At 67.5% G+C, this 19,837-nt stretch carries 19 protein-coding genes; 8 read left to right on the forward strand and 11 right to left on the reverse strand.

Annotated features, from left to right (window positions below; translation table 11 throughout):
* Positions 1-63 precede the first annotated feature (63 nt).
* Together NO876_RS15275 and NO876_RS15280 are read left to right on the forward strand one after the other, a co-directional pair.
* Positions 64-1,116 carry an N-acetyltransferase DgcN family protein gene (locus tag NO876_RS15275; RefSeq protein ID WP_256422531.1) on the forward strand — a complete coding sequence of 351 codons (1,053 nt, stop codon included), beginning with the start codon at positions 64-66 and terminating at the stop codon, positions 1,114-1,116.
* Positions 1,117-1,119: 3 nt separating this feature from the next.
* Entirely contained in the window at positions 1,120-2,157 is a 1,038-nt protein-coding gene (locus tag NO876_RS15280; RefSeq protein ID WP_256422532.1) for a dipeptide epimerase, read from the forward strand.
* Between the two features lie 45 nt (positions 2,158-2,202).
* Here NO876_RS15280 and NO876_RS15285 read toward each other — a convergent pair whose 3' ends face one another.
* Positions 2,203-2,610, reverse strand: a complete 408-nt coding sequence (locus tag NO876_RS15285; protein ID WP_256422533.1) for a hypothetical protein — start codon at positions 2,608-2,610, stop codon at positions 2,203-2,205.
* A gap of 115 nt (positions 2,611-2,725) precedes the next feature.
* Here NO876_RS15285 and NO876_RS15290 point away from each other — a divergent pair, with 115 nt between their 5' ends.
* Positions 2,726-3,175 (forward strand): UPF0179 family protein, encoded by a 450-nt coding sequence (locus tag NO876_RS15290; RefSeq protein ID WP_256422534.1) that lies wholly within the window; start codon positions 2,726-2,728, stop codon positions 3,173-3,175.
* Between the two features lie 51 nt (positions 3,176-3,226).
* Here the strand turns inward: NO876_RS15290 and NO876_RS15295 are convergent, their stop codons facing one another.
* Positions 3,227-4,045, reverse strand: a complete 819-nt coding sequence (locus NO876_RS15295; RefSeq protein ID WP_256422535.1) for a M14 family metallopeptidase — start codon at positions 4,043-4,045, stop codon at positions 3,227-3,229.
* A 59-nt stretch (positions 4,046-4,104) separates the two neighbouring features.
* Between NO876_RS15295 and NO876_RS15300 the strand changes: the two genes are divergently transcribed.
* The gene (locus NO876_RS15300) at positions 4,105-4,599 is read left to right on the forward strand and encodes a DUF309 domain-containing protein (protein WP_256422536.1); all 495 of its coding nucleotides are present in this window, start codon (positions 4,105-4,107) and stop codon (positions 4,597-4,599) included.
* A 22-nt stretch (positions 4,600-4,621) separates the two neighbouring features.
* On the opposite strand, the gene NO876_RS15305 is transcribed toward NO876_RS15300, so the two are convergent.
* Positions 4,622-5,641, reverse strand: a complete 1,020-nt coding sequence (locus tag NO876_RS15305) for an AIR synthase family protein (protein WP_256422537.1) — start codon at positions 5,639-5,641, stop codon at positions 4,622-4,624.
* 63 nt (positions 5,642-5,704) lie between these two features.
* On the reverse strand, positions 5,705-6,397 hold the full coding sequence (udk, locus tag NO876_RS15310) for a uridine kinase (RefSeq protein ID WP_256422538.1): 693 nt from the start codon (positions 6,395-6,397) through the stop codon (positions 5,705-5,707).
* Positions 6,398-6,699: 302 nt separating this feature from the next.
* Between udk and NO876_RS15315 the strand changes: the two genes are divergently transcribed.
* On the forward strand, positions 6,700-8,115 hold the full coding sequence (locus NO876_RS15315) for an ABC transporter substrate-binding protein (protein ID WP_256422539.1): 1,416 nt from the start codon (positions 6,700-6,702) through the stop codon (positions 8,113-8,115).
* Between the two features lie 105 nt (positions 8,116-8,220).
* Here the strand turns inward: NO876_RS15315 and NO876_RS15320 are convergent, their stop codons facing one another.
* From NO876_RS15320 to NO876_RS15335, 4 genes are read right to left on the reverse strand one after another with little or no spacing between them, the layout of a single operon-like run.
* Positions 8,221-9,003, reverse strand: a complete 783-nt coding sequence (locus NO876_RS15320; protein ID WP_256422540.1) for an ABC transporter ATP-binding protein — start codon at positions 9,001-9,003, stop codon at positions 8,221-8,223.
* Positions 9,000-9,902, reverse strand: coding sequence for an ABC transporter ATP-binding protein (locus NO876_RS15325; RefSeq protein WP_256422541.1), 903 nt, complete (start codon positions 9,900-9,902; stop codon positions 9,000-9,002). The genes NO876_RS15320 and NO876_RS15325 overlap by 4 nt, the downstream gene beginning before the upstream one ends.
* A complete protein-coding gene (locus tag NO876_RS15330) occupies positions 9,895-11,229 on the reverse strand; it encodes a branched-chain amino acid ABC transporter permease (RefSeq protein WP_256422542.1) in 1,335 nt (444 codons plus the stop codon). The genes NO876_RS15325 and NO876_RS15330 overlap by 8 nt, the downstream gene beginning before the upstream one ends.
* On the reverse strand, positions 11,226-12,164 hold the full coding sequence (locus NO876_RS15335) for a branched-chain amino acid ABC transporter permease (protein WP_390276923.1): 939 nt from the start codon (positions 12,162-12,164) through the stop codon (positions 11,226-11,228). The genes NO876_RS15330 and NO876_RS15335 overlap by 4 nt, the downstream gene beginning before the upstream one ends.
* 317 nt (positions 12,165-12,481) lie before the next feature.
* Between NO876_RS15335 and NO876_RS15340 the strand changes: the two genes are divergently transcribed.
* Complete coding sequence (locus NO876_RS15340) at positions 12,482-12,904, forward strand: disulfide bond formation protein B (protein WP_256422544.1); 423 nt, start codon at positions 12,482-12,484, stop codon at positions 12,902-12,904.
* Between the two features lie 152 nt (positions 12,905-13,056).
* On the opposite strand, the gene NO876_RS15345 is transcribed toward NO876_RS15340, so the two are convergent.
* Entirely contained in the window at positions 13,057-13,608 is a 552-nt protein-coding gene (locus NO876_RS15345) for a DUF7344 domain-containing protein (RefSeq protein ID WP_256422545.1), read from the reverse strand.
* 151 nt (positions 13,609-13,759) lie between these two features.
* Positions 13,760-14,605 (reverse strand): ubiquinol-cytochrome c reductase iron-sulfur subunit, encoded by an 846-nt coding sequence (locus tag NO876_RS15350; RefSeq protein ID WP_256422546.1) that lies wholly within the window; start codon positions 14,603-14,605, stop codon positions 13,760-13,762.
* A gap of 202 nt (positions 14,606-14,807) precedes the next feature.
* Here NO876_RS15350 and ppc point away from each other — a divergent pair, with 202 nt between their 5' ends.
* Positions 14,808-17,501 (forward strand): phosphoenolpyruvate carboxylase, encoded by a 2,694-nt coding sequence (gene ppc / locus NO876_RS15355; protein ID WP_256422547.1) that lies wholly within the window; start codon positions 14,808-14,810, stop codon positions 17,499-17,501.
* 232 nt (positions 17,502-17,733) lie between these two features.
* Here the strand turns inward: ppc and NO876_RS15360 are convergent, their stop codons facing one another.
* Complete coding sequence (locus tag NO876_RS15360; protein ID WP_256422548.1) at positions 17,734-18,534, reverse strand: aldo/keto reductase; 801 nt, start codon at positions 18,532-18,534, stop codon at positions 17,734-17,736.
* A 103-nt stretch (positions 18,535-18,637) separates the two neighbouring features.
* Between NO876_RS15360 and NO876_RS15365 the strand changes: the two genes are divergently transcribed.
* Positions 18,638-19,834, forward strand: a complete 1,197-nt coding sequence (locus NO876_RS15365; RefSeq protein WP_256422549.1) for a saccharopine dehydrogenase family protein — start codon at positions 18,638-18,640, stop codon at positions 19,832-19,834.
* Positions 19,835-19,837: the final 3 nt, after the last annotated feature.

Consider the following 19,837-nt stretch of genomic DNA (forward strand, 5'->3'; position numbering starts at 1 on the left):
CTTGTCGGACCGTCGGACCGACGGATCACGACCGTTAAAACCACCGTCGGCGTCGGTTCACGTATGACCGACACGTCACCGGAAACCGACGCAGAGCGGGTCGTCGTGCTCGCACACGAGAAGTTCCCCGAGCGGGCGAAGACGGCCACGGGCGTTCTCAAGTACGCCGATTACGACGTCGTCGCCGTCCTCGACCGCGACCGCGCCGGGACAGTTACGACCGACCACCGTGCGGACCTCCCCGAAGTCCCGATCGTTTCCTCGATGGCGGACGCGCCCGAGGCCGACACCCTGCTGATCGGAATCTCGCCCATCGGCGGCGCGTTCGACGACTCCTGGCGACCGGACGTCCGGACCGCGATCGAGCGCGGGTGCGATGTCGTCGCCGGCCTCCACTACTTCCTCTCCGAAGACGAGGAGTTCGCGACCTTGGCGGCCGAACACGACGTCGCGCTCCGCGACGTGCGAAAGCCCAAGGAGGACTTGACGGTCGCCGGCGGCCGGAGCGCCGATATCGACGCCGAGGTGGTGCTGACGGTCGGGACCGATTGCTCGGTCGGGAAGATGACCGTCGCGCTGGAACTCGTCGAGGCCGCCCGCGAGCGCGGCGTCGACGCCGGGTTCGTTCCCACCGGCCAGACCGGGATCATGATCGCCGGCTGGGGCAACCCGATCGACCGCGTGGTCTCCGACTTCACCGCCGGCGCGGTCGAGGAGATGCTCCTGGAGGTCGGCGACGACTACGACGTGCTGTTCGTCGAGGGCCAGGGGAGCATCGTCCATCCGGCGTACTCCGCGGTCACCTGCGGCATCCTCCACGGATCGATGCCCGATTCGATGGTCCTCTGTCACGCGGCTGGTCGGGAGGCGATCCACGGCTACGAGTCGTTCTCGCTGCCCGAAATCTCGGAGTACGTCGACCTCTACGAGGGGCTGGCCGCTCCCGTCCACGAGGGGAGCGTGGTCGCGGGCGCGCTGAACACGTCCGGGATCGACGACGACGACGCGGCGCGTGCGGCCGTCGAGGCGTACGCCGACGAACTGGGCCAGCCCGCGACCGACGTCGTCCGCTTCGACGCCGACGCGGTCCTCGACTCGATCCTCGGGGCGGAGTGACAGATGCTCTCGACCGAATTCGAGCGCGTCTCGCTCCCGCTCGCGGACGCGTTCACCATCTCCCGGGGAACGCAGGAGGTCGCAGAGAACGTCGTCGTCCGGCTCACCGACGACGGCGGAATGACGGGCGTCGGCGCGGCCGCACCGGTGGGTCACTACGGCGAGACCCCGGACACGGTCGAGGCCGTGCTACCACCGCTCTTGGACGTCGTCGAATCCGTCGGCGACCCGCACGCGATAGAGCGGATCGAGCGCGAACTCCGCGACGCCGTAAACGGGAACCCGGCCGCGCGCGCCGCGATCGACGTCGCGCTGCACGATCTGGCCGCGAAGCGCCTCGGCGTCCCGCTCTTCCGCCAGTGGGGGCTCGATCCCGACACGGTACCGAAGACGTCGTTCACGATCGGTCTCGACACGACCGAGCGAATGCGCGAGAAGACGCGGGAGGCCGTCGCAAACGGCTACGACGTCCTGAAGGTGAAACTCGGGACCGACCGCGACGAGGCGATCGTCTCCGCCGTCCGCGAGGAGGCTCCCGACGCCAGAATCCGCGTCGACGCCAACGAGGCGTGGACGCCGCGCCAGGCGGTCCGGATGACCGAGCGACTCGACGCGTACGGGGTCGAATTCGTCGAACAGCCGGTTCCCGCGAGCGATCCGGAGGGCTTCGAGTTCGTCTACGAGCGATCGGCGCTCCCCATCGCGGCCGACGAGTCCTGCGTGACGCTCCCGGACGTCCCGGCGGTCGCCGACCGGACGGACATCGTGAACCTGAAGCTGATGAAGACCGGCGGGCTCGCGGAGGCGCGTCGGATGATCCACGCCGCCCGTGCGCACGGACTGGAAGTGATGCTCGGCTGTATGATCGAGACGAACGCCGCCATCGCTGCCGCCTGTCACCTCGCGCCGCTCGTCGACTACGCCGACCTCGACGGCGCGCTGCTGCTCGACGACGACGAGTACGAGGGGGTTCCGATCGACGGCAGCGTGATCCGACTCACAGAGGTCGACCGCGCGGGAACGGGCGCACGACGGACGTAGCGCTCGACGTCGACGAGGCGATGTCGCCCTCGACGTCGACCCGATCTACGCCGCCCCGACGTCGACCCGATCTGCTCTGCTCCGGCGAGCGTTTATATACGAACGAGCGGCCAGCGTCCCCGTGACGTAGAGACTGCCCCGCGTCGGGTCGCGGTTGCTCGGCACGTCGACGCGGGGAGCGACGGCGACGGCGACGACGCGGTCGGCGTTGCGGAAACCGACCGCGCCGCTGGCGAGGACGCCGTCGCGAGCGGGTGCCGACTGTTCGCCAAACCTGACCAGCCACGCGTCGACGACTAATCCACCACCACGTCGACGGTCAACCTGTCCTTCCGCGAGCGATTGCCGACCAACGATCGACCGGGTGGGACTGGAAGGGGCCGCGCGCTGGACGAAGACGCGCGACGCAAGGACCGCAGCGAACGCAGTGAGCGAGGACCACAGCGAGCGCATCGAGTCCAGCGCGCGGGGGCTTCCGAGGTCAACACTGATCTCACGTCGCCACCGCAAACAAGTACCGCATAGAGACGCACAGGCTTAACAGCGAGCGCCGAGTATCCACGCGTAGATGACCCAGGTCACGCTCATCGGCGACCGCCTCGCGTCCCCGGGGACGGAGTTCGTCTACGAGGGCGAGTCGACGGCGTGTGAGGGCTGTCCCTACCGACAGCAGTGTCTGAACCTCTCCGAGGGCGTCCGCTACGAGGTGACCGACGTCCGCGAGAACGGACAGCTACTCGACTGCGCGGTCCACGACACCGGGGTCCGAGCCGTCGAGGTCGAACCCGCATCGATCACCGCCAACGTCGCCTCGAAGGGGGCCTACGCCGGCAGCAAGGTGGAGCTCCCCGGTCCGTGCCCGCACACCGAGTGTCCGAGCCACGAGTACTGCGTCCCGGAGGGTGCGGACTTCGACGCCGAGTACCGGATCGAGGCGGTCCTCGGCGACCCGCCCCACGAGTTCTGTTACCTGGACCGAGAGCTGACGCTCGTCGACCTCGAACCGCCCGAGGAGTAGCGTCGTCTCTCACTGCCGTCCCTAAGCTCGACCGTCCCGCCCGGAGTCCCGCTATGCGAGCGTGCCGAGCCGATCGGCCGCGTAGCCGAACACGTCCTCGTAGCCGTTCGCCGAGAGCAGGACCGGGTAGAACTCGTCGTCCGCGCTGAAGGCGTCGCCGTCCGCGGCGGCGACGGTGTCGCCCGGAGCGACGCGCTGGAAGTTGTCGACGAATATTCGGTACTCCTCGGCGGGGTTCTTGGGGATCTGATCGAGGAGGCGAAAGACCGTCACCTCGTCCTCGTCGCGCCGGTGCAGCGACAGCGGCGGTTCGACGTCGCCCTCGACCGGCGCGGCGAGGACGCCCGTCGCCGAGAGGAACGCCCGGAGGATCCAGTAGGCGTTCGTCGCGGCCTCCTCGCTTCCTTGCAGCCCGCACTCGACTTCGATCGTGTGCGCGTGGTCGATGAGCCGGCCGGTCGCGAACGGCCCGGTCTCGACGAGATACTGCATCGGGAGGTGCGGACAGATCGCCCTCGACACCGCGTCGACCTCGTCGACCAGGGCGAACGGCTCGGCGTACGACTGCGTCGAGTGCAGCGAGAGCACCGTCTTTCCGCGGAGCTCGCGCACCAGATCGTGTGCGAGCCGCCCCTCGTGCGTCTGCGCCTTCGGATCGCCCGGGAACGCCCGATTGAGGTCCTCGTCGAGGTAGCGGACGCCGGCGTCGAGCGCTTCCTCGTTCGCGACTATGAGCTTGACCGGCCGTTCGACCGACGGCTCGCCCGCGACGAAGCGTTCGATCGCCCGCTCTCCGCAGGGTTCGTCCCCGTGGACCGATCCGACGACGGCGACCTCGGGTGTCCCCTCCCCGAGTTCGTAGATTCGCATTGCTATTCACCAGGCGACGGAGGGTCAAATCTCTTTATTTATGGGAGCGAACTGGGGATGTGAACGATCACACCCGCGACGACACCGTCGGACCGCCGACGTCCGGAGAGCCGACCGGCTGGGATCCGGCGCGTACGACATCGAACGGGTGGGAGCACGGCACGCTCCGCCGCGCGACGGTCCACGGCGTTCGGCTCTACAATTCCCGGGCGTTTCACGCGTCCCACGACTGCTTCGAGGACGAGTGGTACAACTACGGGTCCGGGACGACAGAGAGCGCGTTCCTCCACGGGATGGTCCAGGTCGCCGCCGGCGCGTACAAGCACTTCGACTTCGAGGACGAGGGCGGTATGCGCTCGCTGTTCCGGACGGCGTTGCAGTACCTTCGGGGCGTTCCGAACGACTACTACGGCGTCGACGTCGGCGACGTCCGGAACACGCTCGAAGACGCGCTCGACGATCCCGGGGTGCTGGAGGAGTGGCGGATCGAACTCGACGGATCGCGTCCGGAGGCCGACCGACTGGATCGCGAGTACGCCGAGCGACTGGACTGACTCTCGGGCATCGGAGAATCGCCTACTCTTCTTCGGCCGCCCGTGCGAGTTCCTCGTAGGCCGCCCACGACGGATCGACGTCGGGATGCCCGATCGCTTCGCCGTCGACGACGACCCCCGAACCCGCCTCGACGGTACCCGCGATCCCCACGGGCGTTCCCTCGGCCTCGAGCGCGTCGAGGACGCCGCCGGTGTGATCGGGATCGACCGCCAGCACGAGCGTGCCGCCGGTCGTCGTCGTCCAGGGATCGATTCCGAGCGCGTCACAGGTCTCGCGAACGCCCGGGCGGATCGGGATCCCGTCCGTCGAGAGATCCAGTCGGACGCCCGCGCCGTCGGCGACCTCGACGAACGCTCCGAAGAGCCCGCACTCGGTTGCGTCGTGCATCGCGTGGACGCCGCCCGCCGCCGCGGCGGTCATCGCGTCGCGGACACAGGAGGCCTCGTCGAGGCGTTTCTGTGCCGTTTCGAGCGTCGCACCGTCGAGGTCGATCGTCTCTGGAAACAGCGTGGTGAGCAGTCCCGTCGCCTCGACGGCGGGGCCCTTCGTCACGAGGACGTCGTCACCGACCCGCGCGCCGTCGGGACGGATCACGTCCCCGAAGTCGCCGACGCCTAGGGCCGTCGCCCCGCCGACCCACGGGAACGAACAGTCCGCGTAGCGGGCGGTGTGACCGGTGACGATCGAGACGCCCAGATCCGCCGCTTCCGCGTGCATCGACGCCCAGAGCGTCGCGAAGGAATCGTCGGAGAGCGTCGGCGGGAGCGTGAAGGAGATGGCCAGATGCGACGGCGCGAGCCCCGACACGGCGACGTCGGCGAGGACGAAATCCAGCGCGAACCGGCCGGCGCGCTCGAAGCCCAGCCCCGGCAACACGGAGACGGGATCCGTCGCGATCGCGACCGCCGTCCCGTCGATATCGAGAAGTCCGAAGTCGACGCCGTGGGCCGGTCCGAGCGCCACGTCGTCGCGGTCGGCACCGAGTCGAGGGAAGATGTGTTCTTCGAAGAACGATCGGTCGACCTTTCCGAGATCCGCCATACGCGTCCCTCTCAGCGACTCGATTTGAACGTGACGCTGTCGTCGAGAGGTGAGGGCACTCAGTTACTCGTCTGGGTCGACGACGAGTTGGTCGGCGAGCGCCTCGTCGGTCACCGTCCGCTCCCAGTCGCGCCCGGCCGCGCCGCCCACCTCGGCGTGGATCTTCTCCGCGAGCAGGTTCACGGCCACGCTGTTCGCGCCCTCGGGGACGATGAGGTCGGCGTGTTTCTTCGTGGGTTCGACGAACTGCTCGTGCATCGGCTTGACCGTCGAGAGGTACTGCTCGATGACGCCTTCGAGGTCGCGACCGCGTTCGATGACGTCCCGCTGAATGCGTCGGATGATCCGGACGTCGGCGTCGGTCTCGACGTAGAGCCGGAGGTCCAGCATCTCGTTGATCTGCTCGTCGGAGAGCGCGAAGATCCCCTCGAGGATGACCACGTCCGTGGGTTCGACCCGGACGGTCTCGTCGGTCCGGTTGTGGATCTCGAAGTCGTAGGTCGGCATCTCGATGGGCCGGCCTTCCAGAAGCGTCGAGAGTTGCGTCCGCAGGAGTTCCCACTCGAACGCGGAGGGGTGGTCGTAGTTCACGTCCTCGCGCTCTTCGAGCGCCAGGTGGCTCTGGTCTTCGTAGTAGTTGTCTATCGGAATCCGCGCGACGGAGTCGCCGACGTTCTGCGTGATGAGACGCGCGATCGTCGTCTTCCCTGCACCGGTGCCGCCCGCGATCCCGATGACGAACGAGGGGATGCTCATTTCCAGAGAGAGTCGTCGCCGCGCGCTTGAGCGTGGCGGTTCGTCGAACGGACCGCCTGGCTTCGGTGCCCGATCACACTCACCACGCAGTGCCTGGATGGCGCGACGTCCTGTCGTAGCAGACCACAACGTGCCAGAACGTCGAGAGGATATGGACGCCTAACGCGGTACACACGATACAGAAACGGTGCCTCACGCGAGGGTGAGCCATCGAGTGACGTCTATCGTTGGTCATCGGGTATTTAGCTCCGATCAGTGTCGCAACGAATACATTTATATTGAGGTGTCCCATTTCCGTGATTATGGCACGTGATATCGTACGGCGCAGGTTTTTGAAACGGGTCGGTGCAGCGGGAGCGATCGGTGCGACTGGACTGGCCGGCTGTATCGGGAGCCCCGACGACGGCGGCGACGGTGGCGGTGACAGCGGCGACGGCGACAGCGGCGGAGACAGCGGCGGAGACAGCGGTGGCGACAGCGACAGTGGCGACGACGGCGGCAGTTCCGGCGACGGGCCGGACGGTCTCGTGGTCATCGGCTACCCCGAGAGTGGGATCCAGCTGTTCCGCGACTACTACAGCCAGTCCGACGGGAGCGAGGAGATCGTCGTCCCCGACGGACTCAGAGACGGCGCGATGCCGGGGCAGGTCGGCAACGACATGGAGAACGTGACCGGGACCGCGCCGGCGGCGGGCGGTCCGAACCAAGAGGCGTTCAACTCACTGTTCCAGGACGAGTACGGCTCCTCGCCCGGCGTGTTCACCTCCCAGTCGTACGACTCGGTCGCGATCCAACTGCTCGCGAACGCGGCCGCGGGCGAGAACTCCGGGACCGCGATCCGCGATCAGATGCGCCGGGTCGCCAACCCCGGCGGGATGGAGGTCACGCCCGAGAACCTCGTAGAGGGCATCGAGGCGGCGGCTAACGGCGACGACGTCAACTACCAGGGCGCGTCGTCGGCGACGAACTTCAACGAGGCCGGCGACCCGGCCTCGGCGGCGTACGCCATCTGGGAGTTCAACGCCGACGAGGGCGCCGCGGAGAACGTCGAGGTACAGAACTTCGAGGGCGAGAACCCCGACGGGGCGGGTCCGGCAGCGGACAGCGGTCCCGGCGGCAGCGACCGCGAGATGTCGGTCGGCATCCTCCTCCCGGAGACCGGCGACCTCGCCTCGGTCGGCGGCCCGATGATCCAGGCCGCACAGCTCCCGGTGCAGCAGGTCAACGACGCCGGCCCGGCGGGACTCTCGGTCAACGCACAGATCGAAGACAGCCAGACGTCGCCGAGCGCGGGGACCGCCGCGGCCGAATCGCTCGTGAGCGCGGGCGTCCCCAGCGTCTGCGGGTCGGCGTCCTCGGGCGTGAACGTGCCCGTCTCACAGGAGGTGTTCATTCCGAACGAGGTCGTCGGCTGCTCGCCGTCGTCGACGGCGCTGTCGGTGACGAACCTCGACGACAACGACTACATCTTCCGGACGGCTCCCTCGGACATCCTGCAGGGGCGCGTGATGGCGCAGGTGATGTCCGAGCGGCTCGGCGTCGACAACGTCGCGACGCTGTACGTCAACAACGACTACGGCCAACAGCTCTCCGAGCGGTTCAGCAGCGTGTTCGAGGACACGTTCGACGGCGAAGTCTACCGACAGGTCGCGTTCAACATCGGCGAGTCCTCGTACTCGTCGGTCATCAGCAACGCGCTGTCGGCGCCGGACAGCTAGGCAGAGAGCCGTCGTCTCGATCCCCGTTTCTTTGGCGGAGAAGGCGCCGCGAGCCTCGCGTCGGATCCGGTTTCATCCGCCGTGAGACCCGCGTCGAAGTCGGTTCTATCCGCCCAGGAAGTCCCGACGGACCTGCTCGTCGGTCAGGAGCGCGTCGCCGTCGTCCATGTACCGGTTCCGACCGTTCGCGAGGACGTAGCCGCGGTCGCAGCGCCGCAGCGCCTCCTTGGCGTTCTGTTCCACCATCAGAACGGCCGTTCCGTCGTCGTTGATCGCGTCGATGCGGTCGAACATATCGTCGACGAGGTCCGGTGCGAGACCCGCAGAGGGTTCGTCGAGCAGGAGCAACGAGGGATCGAGCATCAGCGCGCGACCCATCGCGAGCATCTGCTGTTGGCCGCCGGACATCGTCCCGGCCTTCTGCGACTGCCGCTCTTCGAGGATCGGGAACCGCTCGAACACGGCGTCGAGGGCGTCCTGTGGGACCGAATCGAGGATGTACGCGCCCATCTCCAGGTTCTCCCGGACCGTCAGGGAGGCAAACACGTTGTCGTTCTGGGGCACGTAACCGATGCCCTCGTGGATGATCTCCTCGGGGCGGCGTCCAGTGATGTCTTCGCCCTCGAAGATCACCGTCCCGCCCATGTGGCTCGTGAGGCCGAAGACGGATTTCATCACCGTCGATTTGCCGGCCCCGTTCGGCCCGACGATCGTGACGTACTCGCCGTCGGCGACGTCTAAGTCCACGTCGGTCAGGATCTGGAGGTCGCCGTAGCCGGCGTCGAGGTCACGGACCTCTAGGAGCGCCTGGTCCTCACGGTCGGGAATCGTCTCCTTGGAGACGTCGGCGTCGTACGCCGGCGGATCGCGCTCGGTGTCTGTGCTCATACGTTCCCCCCGAGGTATGCCTCGATGACCTCCTCGTTCGCCTGTATCTCGTCGGGGGATCCCTCGGTCAGGACCTGCCCCTGATGGAGCACGATGACGCGCTCGCAGTTTTCCATAATCAGATCCATATCGTGTTCGACGAGCAGGAACGTGTAGCCCTGCTCGCGGAGTTCGTGGACGTGTTCGAGCAGCCGCTTCTCCAGCGACGGATTGACGCCCGCGAACGGCTCGTCCAAGAGGAGCATGTCCGGATCGGTGAGGAGCGCCCGCGCCAGCTCCAGCAGCTTCCGCTGTCCGCCCGAGAGGTTCCCGGCGTACTCGTCGGCGATGTGGTCGATGTCGAAGAACTCGATCACGTCCCAGACGCGTTCGAGGAGTTCCTCCTCCTGTTCGACGACGTCGCCGCGGAAACCGGGAGTGACGGACCGCCAGAGTGCCTCCCCGCGCTGGTCCTTCGGGGCCAACATCAGGTTCTCCAAGACCGTCATCTCCTGGAGTTCCCGGGCGATCTGAAACGTCCGGACGAGCCCTCTGTTCGCGATCGCGTGCGGTTTCTGCCCGGTGATGTCCTCGCCGTCGAACGTCACGGTCCCCGCGTCGGGGCGCAGCATCCCGGTGATGAGGTTGAACGTCGTCGACTTCCCCGCGCCGTTGGGGCCGATGAGGCCGGTGAGGGTCCCGCGTTCCACCCGGAAGGACGCGTCGTCGACGGCGGTGATCCCACCGAAGGTCTTGCACAGCCCCTCCACTTGGAGCGGGTACTCCTCGTCGACGTTCGGCCCGCCGGAGCCGAGATCGAGCCCGTTCGAGGCGGCGTCGGTCCTGCCGGGGACGTCCCGGCCGCCGTTCGATCCACCAGCGTGGTCCGATCCGACGTTCGTGGCGTCCGGATCACTCATCGGAACCACCACCGGCGTCGCCGCCGTCGGTCTCCGCGGACGCGCTCGCTCGCGAGCCAGTCAGCGGGATGCCCGCGGCCGTCTCCTTGCGGTGTCCGAGCATCCCCTCCGGCCGGTTGTGCATCAGCCAGATCAGGGCGAGACCCATAAAGACGAGCTGGAGCTGTCGGACGCTGTCGATCGTGTAGAAGAACAGCGGCGCGGGATCGAAGTTGGAGATGAGCGGCGAGACGGCCGGGCCGAACCCCGAGGGCGCGTCGGCGTTCGGGATGACCGTGTCGATGAGGTTCTTCAGGTAGCGCGGCCCCTGATAGAGCAGCGCGGCGAAGACCGCCCCGCCGAGAACGCTGCCCGTGTTGGAGCCAGCGCCGCCGATGATGAGCGCGATCCACACGAAGAAGGTGATCCGCGGCCGGAAGAAGTTCGGCGTGACCGCGCCGCTTGTCATCAGCCAGAGGATGCCCGCCAGCCCCATCAGCGCACACCCGAGCATGAACGCCTTGATCTTGAACCGGTTCGTGTTCTTCCCCAGCGAATTGGCGGCGTCCTCGTCCTCGCGGATCGCCTTCAGGACGCGCCCGAACGGCGACTCGCCGGTCCGCTTGAGCAGCCAGAAGTAGACGGCGACGAAGCCGAGCAGCACCGCGCCGTAGACGAGGCCGTCGACGACCGGCTTTGGATTGTTCGGGATGATGACCTCGAAGACCGAGACGAACCCGAGGTACGCGTCCCACAGGCCGAAGGACTGGAAGAACGCCTCCAGCGGGTTGGTGAAGTCGAGGATGAGCCCCGATCCGCCGCCGAAGCCGACGCGCTCGCCGAACAGTCGGAACTGCTGGAGTTCCCCCGAGAGGAACGAGAAGCGGACGATCTCCGACATCGCGATCGTGACGATGGCGAGGTAGTCCGCGCGTAACCGGAGCGCCGGCAAGGCGATCACCGCCCCGAGAAGCGCCGCGGCGACCATCCCGGCGACGATGCCGACGATGAGCGGCAATCCGAGACCGCCGACCTGGGCCGCGCCGCCCGACTCGTACAGCGGCTTCGAGACCAGCGCCATCACGTAAATCCCGACCGCCATGAACCCGACGATGCCGATGTTGAAGAGCCCCGTGTACCCCCATTGAAGGTTGAGGGCCAGCGCGAGCATCGCGAAGACGCCGATGTAGAAGGTCAACACGCCGATCGTGTTCAGTTGGCCGCGAACGGAGTAGCCGAGGCCGACGCCGGCCAACACGTACGCGGCGTAGATGACGAGGAGCACGGCCACGATGAGCCCGGCGTCGCCACCGGGAATCCGCTCGGCGACGTCGTCGCGGACGCTCATGCCGTCGACCTCCCCGAGAACAGTCCCTCGGGTTTCACCAGGAGGAGGACGATCATCACGAGGAACGCCGCCGCGCGGGCGAACGCCGAGGGAATCCAGACGATCGAGACCGACGCCGTCAGCCCGATCGCGAGGCCGCCGACGATGGCCCCGTAGATCGATCCGATGCCGCCGAGGATGACCGCCGCGAAGATCAAGAGTAAGAGCAGCCAGCCGTCGTTGAATCCGAGCGTGCCCTTCCAGAGGATGAACATATAGCCCGCGACGCCCGTCAGGCCGCCGCCGATCACCCACACCGCGCGGACGACCCGCTCGGTCGGGATGCCCGTGATCTGCGCGAGGTCCTCGTTGTCGGCCATCGCCCGCATCGCCTTCCCGAGTTTGGTCAGTTGCAGGAGGAGGTGGACGCCGAGCATCAGGGCACCGGCGACGACGACGAGCGCGACGTCGTGGGCGTTGATGCGGACCGCGCCGTCGACGAGATAGAGTGCCATCGCCGGCGGCTGCGACGTCGTGCCGCGGACGTCCGACCCGAAGACGAACTGCATCAGATACCGGAGCGCGAACGCGACGCCGACGCTCGTGATGAGAAGCGTGATCCCGTCGGCGTCACGGATCGGGCGGAACGTCGTCCGGTCGACGAGAAGCGCCAGCGCGACCGTGGCGATCCCGGCGACGAGAATACCGGCGACGACCGCGACGGGAGTCGTCGTGACCCCGATGCCGAGCGTCCCTCCGAAGACCGATCCGCCCGCGCCGACGAGCAACAGCGCCCCGACGTCGGCGCGGCCGAACCCCGCGACGAGGTACGTCGTCGCCCACCCGGAGAACGCCCCCGCGGTGATGTAGTCCCCGTGCGCGAAGTTCGCGAAGTTCAGAATGCTGTACGTCATAGAGAGCCCGATGCCCGCGAGACCGACCACCAGCCCGCGCATCAGTCCGTCCCACACGAGCGACCCGATCCCGCTGAACGAGTGCCGTCCGGTCGCGAGTCCCGCGACCAGATCGAACAGCAAGACGGCCCCGACGAGCGCCACCAGAACGGAGCCGGGCCGCGTGATCGCGAACTGACGTCCGCGTGTGTATGTCTCGGCGATACCCATTGATAACTATCCTCACGATGTGTGCGGTCGGGAAACGATGATAAGTCTTTCCTCCCGCGATTGACCCGACCGTGGATCCGGTCTATCGATCATCCGGAATCGACGGGGGCGTCGACAGTCTCAAGCGGGAGCGGAGATACCGGACCACTGTGCCCTCCCGGACGCGTCTACCGCTCGGCATCGCGACACTCGTCGCGGCCGTCGGAACGCTCGGGAGTCTCTACTTCAGTCTCGGCCTCGGGCTCGTCCCCTGTGAGCTCTGCTGGTACCAACGGATCCTCCTGTACCCGCTCACGGTCGTCCTCGGGGTCGCGTCCTTCGAGGACCGCCCGCGAGTGGTGCGAACCGTGCTCCCGCTCTCGGGGCTCGGCGTCGTCGTCTCGGCGTACCACGTCCTGCTGCAACTTCGGCCGACGATGGGTGCGACCTGCTCGGTCGGCGGCGGCTGCTCGTCGGTCCTCTACCCGATGGCGGGCGGCCTTCTCACGATTCCGCGGCTCTCGTTGATCGCGTTCACGCTCGTGGCGGTACTCACGCTGGCGGCGTGGTCCGCGCGCTCGGCGACGTCGTAGTCACCGGGCTCGGCGAGTCGAAGTCGACGTGCTCGCTGTCGGGGCACAGGCGTACTTCCCGGTGACGTAGCGCCCATCGATCACACCGGATCGTCGCCGGACGATTCGGGGTCGGCCGTTCGATTCCGTAGACGGGGTCGCAGAGACGCCGTCTACGTGTCTCGGAGCCGGTGCCAGAGCGAACTCTCCTGTTCGGAGAGCTGATACAGGGCAGAGCCGACCAGCACCAGCGAGAGCGCGGCTCCGATCGCGCCCGGAGAGAGCGACCGCAGGACCGGAACACCGAGTGACGCCGCGAACGACGAGAGGACCCCCAGGACACCGAGTCCGAGGTAGTACTCCGCCCACGATAGTCCGTACTGGGGGACGACCTCCATGTAGACGGCGACGTCGTCGGCGTTTTCCGCGAGCGTGACCGTCTTCGCGTCGGGGTCGTACTCGACGATTTCGAGCTCGTCGAGTTTCGGGAGGTGTGTCTGGTGCAGGGAGACGTACACGCTCTGGCGGACGTTCCGCGGCGGCGGAGATTCGCCCGACTCGATCGCGCCGATCCGCTCTGCGAGGTCGGCGACGGTCTCGACTCCCCCGTCCGCACGGAGCCGTTCGAGGACGAGTCGCCGACGATCGTTCCGGAGCACGTCGTGGATCTCCGAGGCCGCCAGGTTCTCACCGTCGGACTCCGGTGCGGCCTCGAGTTCAGTCATACTACGTTACCCTCGTGGTGGGTCCTACATGAATGTATCCGAATCGAAATATCAAAACGGAACGGTTCGATGACACGTGCGCTCGAAATGGACGGTCCGACACTGTTCGAAAATCGTCCGCGTCGAGGCTCGGAGGGTTCAGATCGCCGTGTTACTCGGTCGGGCGCGGACGCGCCACGAAGAGCGTCTGGACGATGCTGAACGGGTCGTAGATCGACTGGTGGCACTGACAGTAGACGTCGTTTTCGGCGCCGAACTTCGCCGACCCCTCGGACTTGAACTTCGGAACGCAGCAGAAGTGCGTGCACTTGTTGAGCCAGGCGATGTAGCCCTCTTCGGTGGAGGCTTCGAGCCACGGGTCGTTCTGCGCCATCTCCTGCACTCGGTCGGACTTGATGACCTGGATCGGGATGACGTCCTCGGCGTCCTCGGAGCGCCAGCGACCGGTCGCGGGCTTGCCGAGACCGTCGGACCCGACGCCGTTGGACCACTCTCGGTAGTCCGAGAAGTCGTCGACGTGCAGTCGGTCGCCCTCCGAGTACGCCTCGTTCTGCCACTCGTACCCCGGCGAGCTCCCCGACCGGAAGTAGTTGTCCGAGTCGTAGTCGGGGTTGATCCCCCCGTAGGACTCGACGCCGCAGAACTGGAACCAGTCCGTGCTGTAGGTAACACCAGAGCCCTTGAAGTCCTCCGTCTCGGCGATGGTGACCTGCACACCCTGCTGTTCTACGGTCTTGACCTCCGGCCAGACGCCTTTCAGATAGCCTTCGTCGTCGATCTCGACGGGGATCTGTGGCATCCCGCGCGGTGCGGGACCGTCGGTGTTCTCGATGGCGTACGCCTGTGTGGATCCGCCACCGGCGCCGGATGCCTGCGTCGCGGAGTTGATTGCAGCAGCGCCTGTCGCGCCGACGCCCGCGAGTGCCGCGCCCCCCACGACACCCTTGACGAACCGGCGGCGACCCGATTCCGCCGGGTACTTGTCGCGCTCGCTCATACCAGAACCTTCGTCCCGCCGGTAAAAAGGATGACGAAAAGCGCGGTCGCGTCCGATCCCGATCGACCGACGCTATCGGATCGCCTGCCGTCGAACCCGTCGGTCCGGCCCGCGATGAGAGATTTCGGCGTCCGACTCTGCCGTAACTTAAAGCTCTCGATAACACGGAGGTTTTTACTCGGATGACAGTATATCGCTCGGTATGGACTTGCACAGCAGGGACGTCAAGCAGGACGTCCACGAACTCGGTGCCCTCCTCGGCGACGTGTTGGCCGAACAGACTTCTCGGGACTCCTTCGAGACCGTCGAAGACATCAGAACCGCAGCCATCGACTACCGGAAGGACGAACGCGACTCGCGGACCGAACTGGACGAGCGCCTCGACGGGCTCTCGCCCGACGACGAGAGCGTCGTCGCCCGCGCGTTCACCACCTACTTCGAGCTCATCAACCTCGCCGAGGAGCGCGAGCGGGCCCGCGTCGTCCGCGAGGCGTCCCAGGCGGGCGAACTCGAAGACGGCCTCGTCGCCACCGTCGAAACGCTCCTCGAATCCGACGCCGATCCCGAGACAGTCCAGCAGGTCCTCGACGACGTCCTCATCGAGCCCACCTTCACGGCCCACCCGACGGAAGCCCGCCGGAAGACGGTGAAGGCGAAGCTCCGCTCCATCGCGAGCCGCTTGGAGGAACTCGACGAGCGTCGACTCACCGACCGCGAGCACGATCAGCTGTGGCGGAAGGTCGACGCCGAGGTAACGAGCCTCTGGCAGACCTCCCAGGTGCGGGAGCGACGCCCCGAACCGCAGGACGAGGCCCGGAACGTCCAGTGGTACCTCGAGTCGATCCTCTTCGACGTCGTCGGCGAGGTCTACGCCGAACTGGAGGACCTCCTGGCCGAGGAGTACCCCGAGGTCGACGTCCCGAAGCTCTTCGAGTTCCGCTCGTGGGCCGGTTCCGACCGCGACGGCAACCCGTTCGTCACGCCCGAGGTGACCACCGACACGCTGGAGCGGCAACGCTCGGTCGTCCTCGAGAAGTACAGCCAAGCGCTCAAACGGCTCTCGGGCGTGCTGAGTCAGGACGGCCGCCGCGTCGAGGTCGGCGCGGGTCTCGAACGGTCGCTGAAAGCCGACCGGGACCGACTCCCCGGCGTCGCCGCCGAGGCCGAAGCGCGCTACCCGGGTGAGCCCTACCGTCAGAAGCTCAAACTGATGCGCGAGCGCCTCCGCCGGATCGAGGACGTCCGCCCAGACGGCTACGCCGACGAGAGCGAACTCCTCGAAGACCTGGGCGTCATCGACGAGAGCCTCCGCTCGATCGGCGCGGACGTCGTCGCAGACGAGTACGTCGAACCCCTGATGCGGCAGGTCGACACGTTCGGCCTCGTCCTCGCGAGCCTGGACCTGCGCGATCACCAGGAGAACCACACGGAAGCCGTCCACGAGGCGCTCGCGAACGAGGGCATCGACTACGCCGCCCTCGACGAGGACGAGCGGATCGAGGTCCTGACCGAGTCGATCCTGCAACAGGAGCGGGTCGTCGACCTCGAGGACCCCGGCGAGATCTCCGAGACGGCCGCGCGCGTCCTCGAGCGCTTCGAGATGCTCGGCGAGTGGCAGCGGGAGTTCGGCGTCAGCGCCATCGACACCTACTGCATCTCGATGACCGAAGAGCCGAGCCACGTGCTGGAGGTCCTCTTCCTCGCCGACCAGGCGGGCGTCGTCTCCCTGCCCGACCACTGCGGACTCGACGTGGTTCCCCTCCTCGAGACGGAGTCGGCGCTCAACGGCGCGCGGCGCATTATGGGCACGCTCTTCGAGAACGAGGCGTACGCGACGGCGCTGGACGCCCGGGGTAACGTCCAGGAGATTATGCTGGGCTACTCGGACTCGAACAAGGAGAACGGGTTTTTGGCCGCCAACTGGGACCTCTACAAGAACCAGCGACGTCTCGCGACGATCTGTGACGACTTCGACGTGACGATGCGGCTGTTCCACGGTCGCGGCGGATCGATCTCCCGCGGCGGCGGCCCGATGAACGAGGCGATGCTCGCGCTGCCGAACGAGACGGTGACGGGCCAGATCAAGTTCACCGAGCAGGGCGAGGCCATCGCGGAAAAGTACGCGAACCCCCAGATCGCCGAGCGAAACGTCGAGCAGATGCTGAACGCGCAGGTACGCTCGCGCCTGCGGGCGATCCGCGAACCCGAAGAGGACGTCCGAGACGAATGGCTCGACGCGATGGACGAGATGGCTCCCACGGCGCGCGCGCAGTACCGGGACTTGCTGGAATCTGACGGCTTCGTCACCTACTTCGGGCAGGCGACGCCGATCGGCGTCATCGAGAACCTGAACCTGGGGTCGCGACCGGCCTCGCGGTCGGGCGAACGCACCGTCGAGGACCTGCGGGCGATCCCGTGGGTGTTCTCCTGGACGCAGTCGCGCTGCATCATCACGGGCTGGTACGCCCTCGGAACGGGCATCGAGACGTACCTCGAGAACGGCGGCGACCTCGAGACGCTACAGGAGATGTACGAGGAGTGGCCGTTCTTCCGGACGACCCTCGACAACGCGTCGCTGGCGCTCGCCCGCACCGACTTCGAGATCGCGGCCTACTACGCCGACCTCGCCGACGAGGACCTCCGCGGGGAGTTCTTCCCGCACCTCTACGAGGAGTACGAGCGCGCCCGCGAGGTCGTCCTCGACGTGACCGACCGGAACTCGCTGCTGAAGCGCGAGTGGCTCGAGGAGAGCCTCCGCCGGCGGAACCCCTACGTGGATCCGCTGAACCTGCTGCAGACGCACCTGCTCGGACTGGAGCACCGGACCGACGACGAGGAGCAGACGCTGCGGCTGACGGTCAAGGGCATCGCCGCCGGGATGAAGAACACCGGGTGATCGCGACACCGGGCGATCGCGACACCGGGCGATCGCGACACCGGGCGATCGCGACACCGGGCGATCGCGACGCTGGCCTACCGAGAGGGCGAACAGTCGACACCCGCTCGCGACGACGACCTCGCCGCCGGCGTCTGTCCCCACGTCGACGTGTCGAAACAATCGCGGACCGACGCGGGACGCTCACTACGTCACTGGGGCTCTGGCCCCGCTTCGGTATATAAACCTCCGCTCAGATCTGATTCCAGGGCGCGCTCTCGAAGTCGACGATGCGGTGCCGGCGGTCGACGTCGTCGATGGCGGCGACGTCCCCGTCGTCGAGTTCGAGGTCCTGCGCCTCGTAGTTCTCGCGGATGTGTGCGGCCGTCCCGGACCTCGGGATCGGCGTGACGCTCTCCTTCGCCAGCAGCCACGCGAGCGACACCTGCGCCGGCGTGGCCCCGTGCTTCTCCGCGACGTCGGCGATGGTATCGACTTCGGCGACCCGGTTGCGGGCGATCGGGCAGTACGCGACCAGGCGGTGACCGTGCTCGACGGCCAGTTCGTGCAGTTCCGTCTGCGGGAGCAACGGATGCATCTCGACCTGGTGGGCGAAAAGCGGCGTATCGAGTCGGTCGATGGCGGCCTCCAACTGATCGGGGCGGAAGTTACTCAGGCCGACGCGCTCGACGACGCCCTCGTCGACGAGTTCGTCGAGCGCGGGCAGCGTCTCCTCGGGGTCGTACGTCTCGGTCGGCCAGTGGACGTACAGCAGGTCGATCGAGTCGACGTCGAGGCGCTCCGCGCTCTCGCGCGCGGTCGCGAGCACGTCGTCGTACGCCAGGTTCCCGGTGTCGAGTTTCGTCGCGACGAACACGTCGTCGGCGTCGCGGTCGGCGCGCGCGAGCCCCCGGGCGACGAGCGCCTCGTTCCCGTACATCTGCGCGGTGTCGACGTGGTCGTAGCCGAGATCGACCGCCGTGGCGACGGCCGCTGGCGTGTCTTCGGGATCCGTCAGTTTGTACGTGCCGAGACCGAGCGGTGGGAGTTCCATACTCGTTCGACGGCGGCCACGCTTTCGACAGTTTCGGTGTCGACGGGGAAGCGTCGGAGCCGACGCCGGTGTCCCTTTGTCCGTCCCGATCGAACTCGGGAGTATGACCGACTCCGAATCCCGCTCCGACGTCGATTCCGACCCTTCCGCGAACGCCGACTCCGAAACACGGGGCGGTGCCGACTCCGAAACGGAGGCCGGCTCCGACGCCCGACTCCTCGTCTACGGCGCGTACGGCTACACCGGTCGCCTGATCGTCGAGGCCGCGGTCGAACGCGGCCTCGACCCCGTCGTCGCCGGACGGGACGTCACCAAGACGCGGGGCGTCGCGACCGCGCACGGTCTGCAGGCGCGGACGTTCCCCGTCGAGGACGCGGCCGCGCACCTCGGCGACGTCGACGCGGTGCTCAACTGCGCCGGGCCGTTCGCCGAGACCGCCGACGCGATGGCCGACGCCTGCGTCGAGTGCGGGACGCACTACCTCGATATCACCGGCGAACTGGCCGTCTTCGAGCGGATCCGCCGCCGCGACGCCGATGCGGCGGCGGCCGGGGTAACGCTGCTGCCGGGCGTCGGCTTCGACGTCGTCCCCACCGACTGTCTGGCGGCGCACCTCCACCGTCGCCTGCCGGACGCGACGCACCTCTCGCTGGCGCTGGAGGCCGACGGCGGCGTCTCGCCGGGGACGCTGAAGACGGTCCTCTCGGACCTCGGCTCCGGCGGCGCGGTGCGCCGCGACGGTCGACTCCGACACGAGCGGGTCGGCGCGCGGACGCGCGTCGTCGACTTCGGCGACGGACTCCGCCGCGCGGTCTCGATCCCCTGGGGGGACGTCTCGACGGCGTATCACACCACCGGGATTCCGAACGTGGACGTGTACCTCTCCCTGCCGGCGAACGCGCGGCGGGCGGTCGCAGTCTCGTCGTACCTCGGCGGCGGCCTGGACAGCGACACCCTCCAGCGCGCGCTCTCGTGGCTCGTCGACCGCTACGTCGACGGCCCCGACGCGGAGACGCGCTCGACCGGAGAAGCGCGGGTCTGGGGCGAGGCACGATCTCCCGACGACCGCGTCGTCTCGCGGCTTCGGACGCCGGAGACGTATCATCTCACGGTTCGAACGGCGCTGCTGACGGCGACGAAGGTGCTCGACGGCGGGGCCCCCGCGGGCTACCAGACGCCCGCGGGCGCGTTCGGCCCGGACCTGATTCTGGAGATTCCCGGCGTCGAGCGCGTCGATCTCCAAAACGACGAAATCGTCGAGCGGGCGTCGGGACCGAGCGCGTCTCGGTCGGTGAAGTAGCGA

The organism is Halobellus rarus (assembly GCF_024494595.1).
Taxonomy (GTDB): Archaea; Halobacteriota; Halobacteria; order Halobacteriales; family Haloferacaceae; genus Haloquadratum; species Haloquadratum rarum.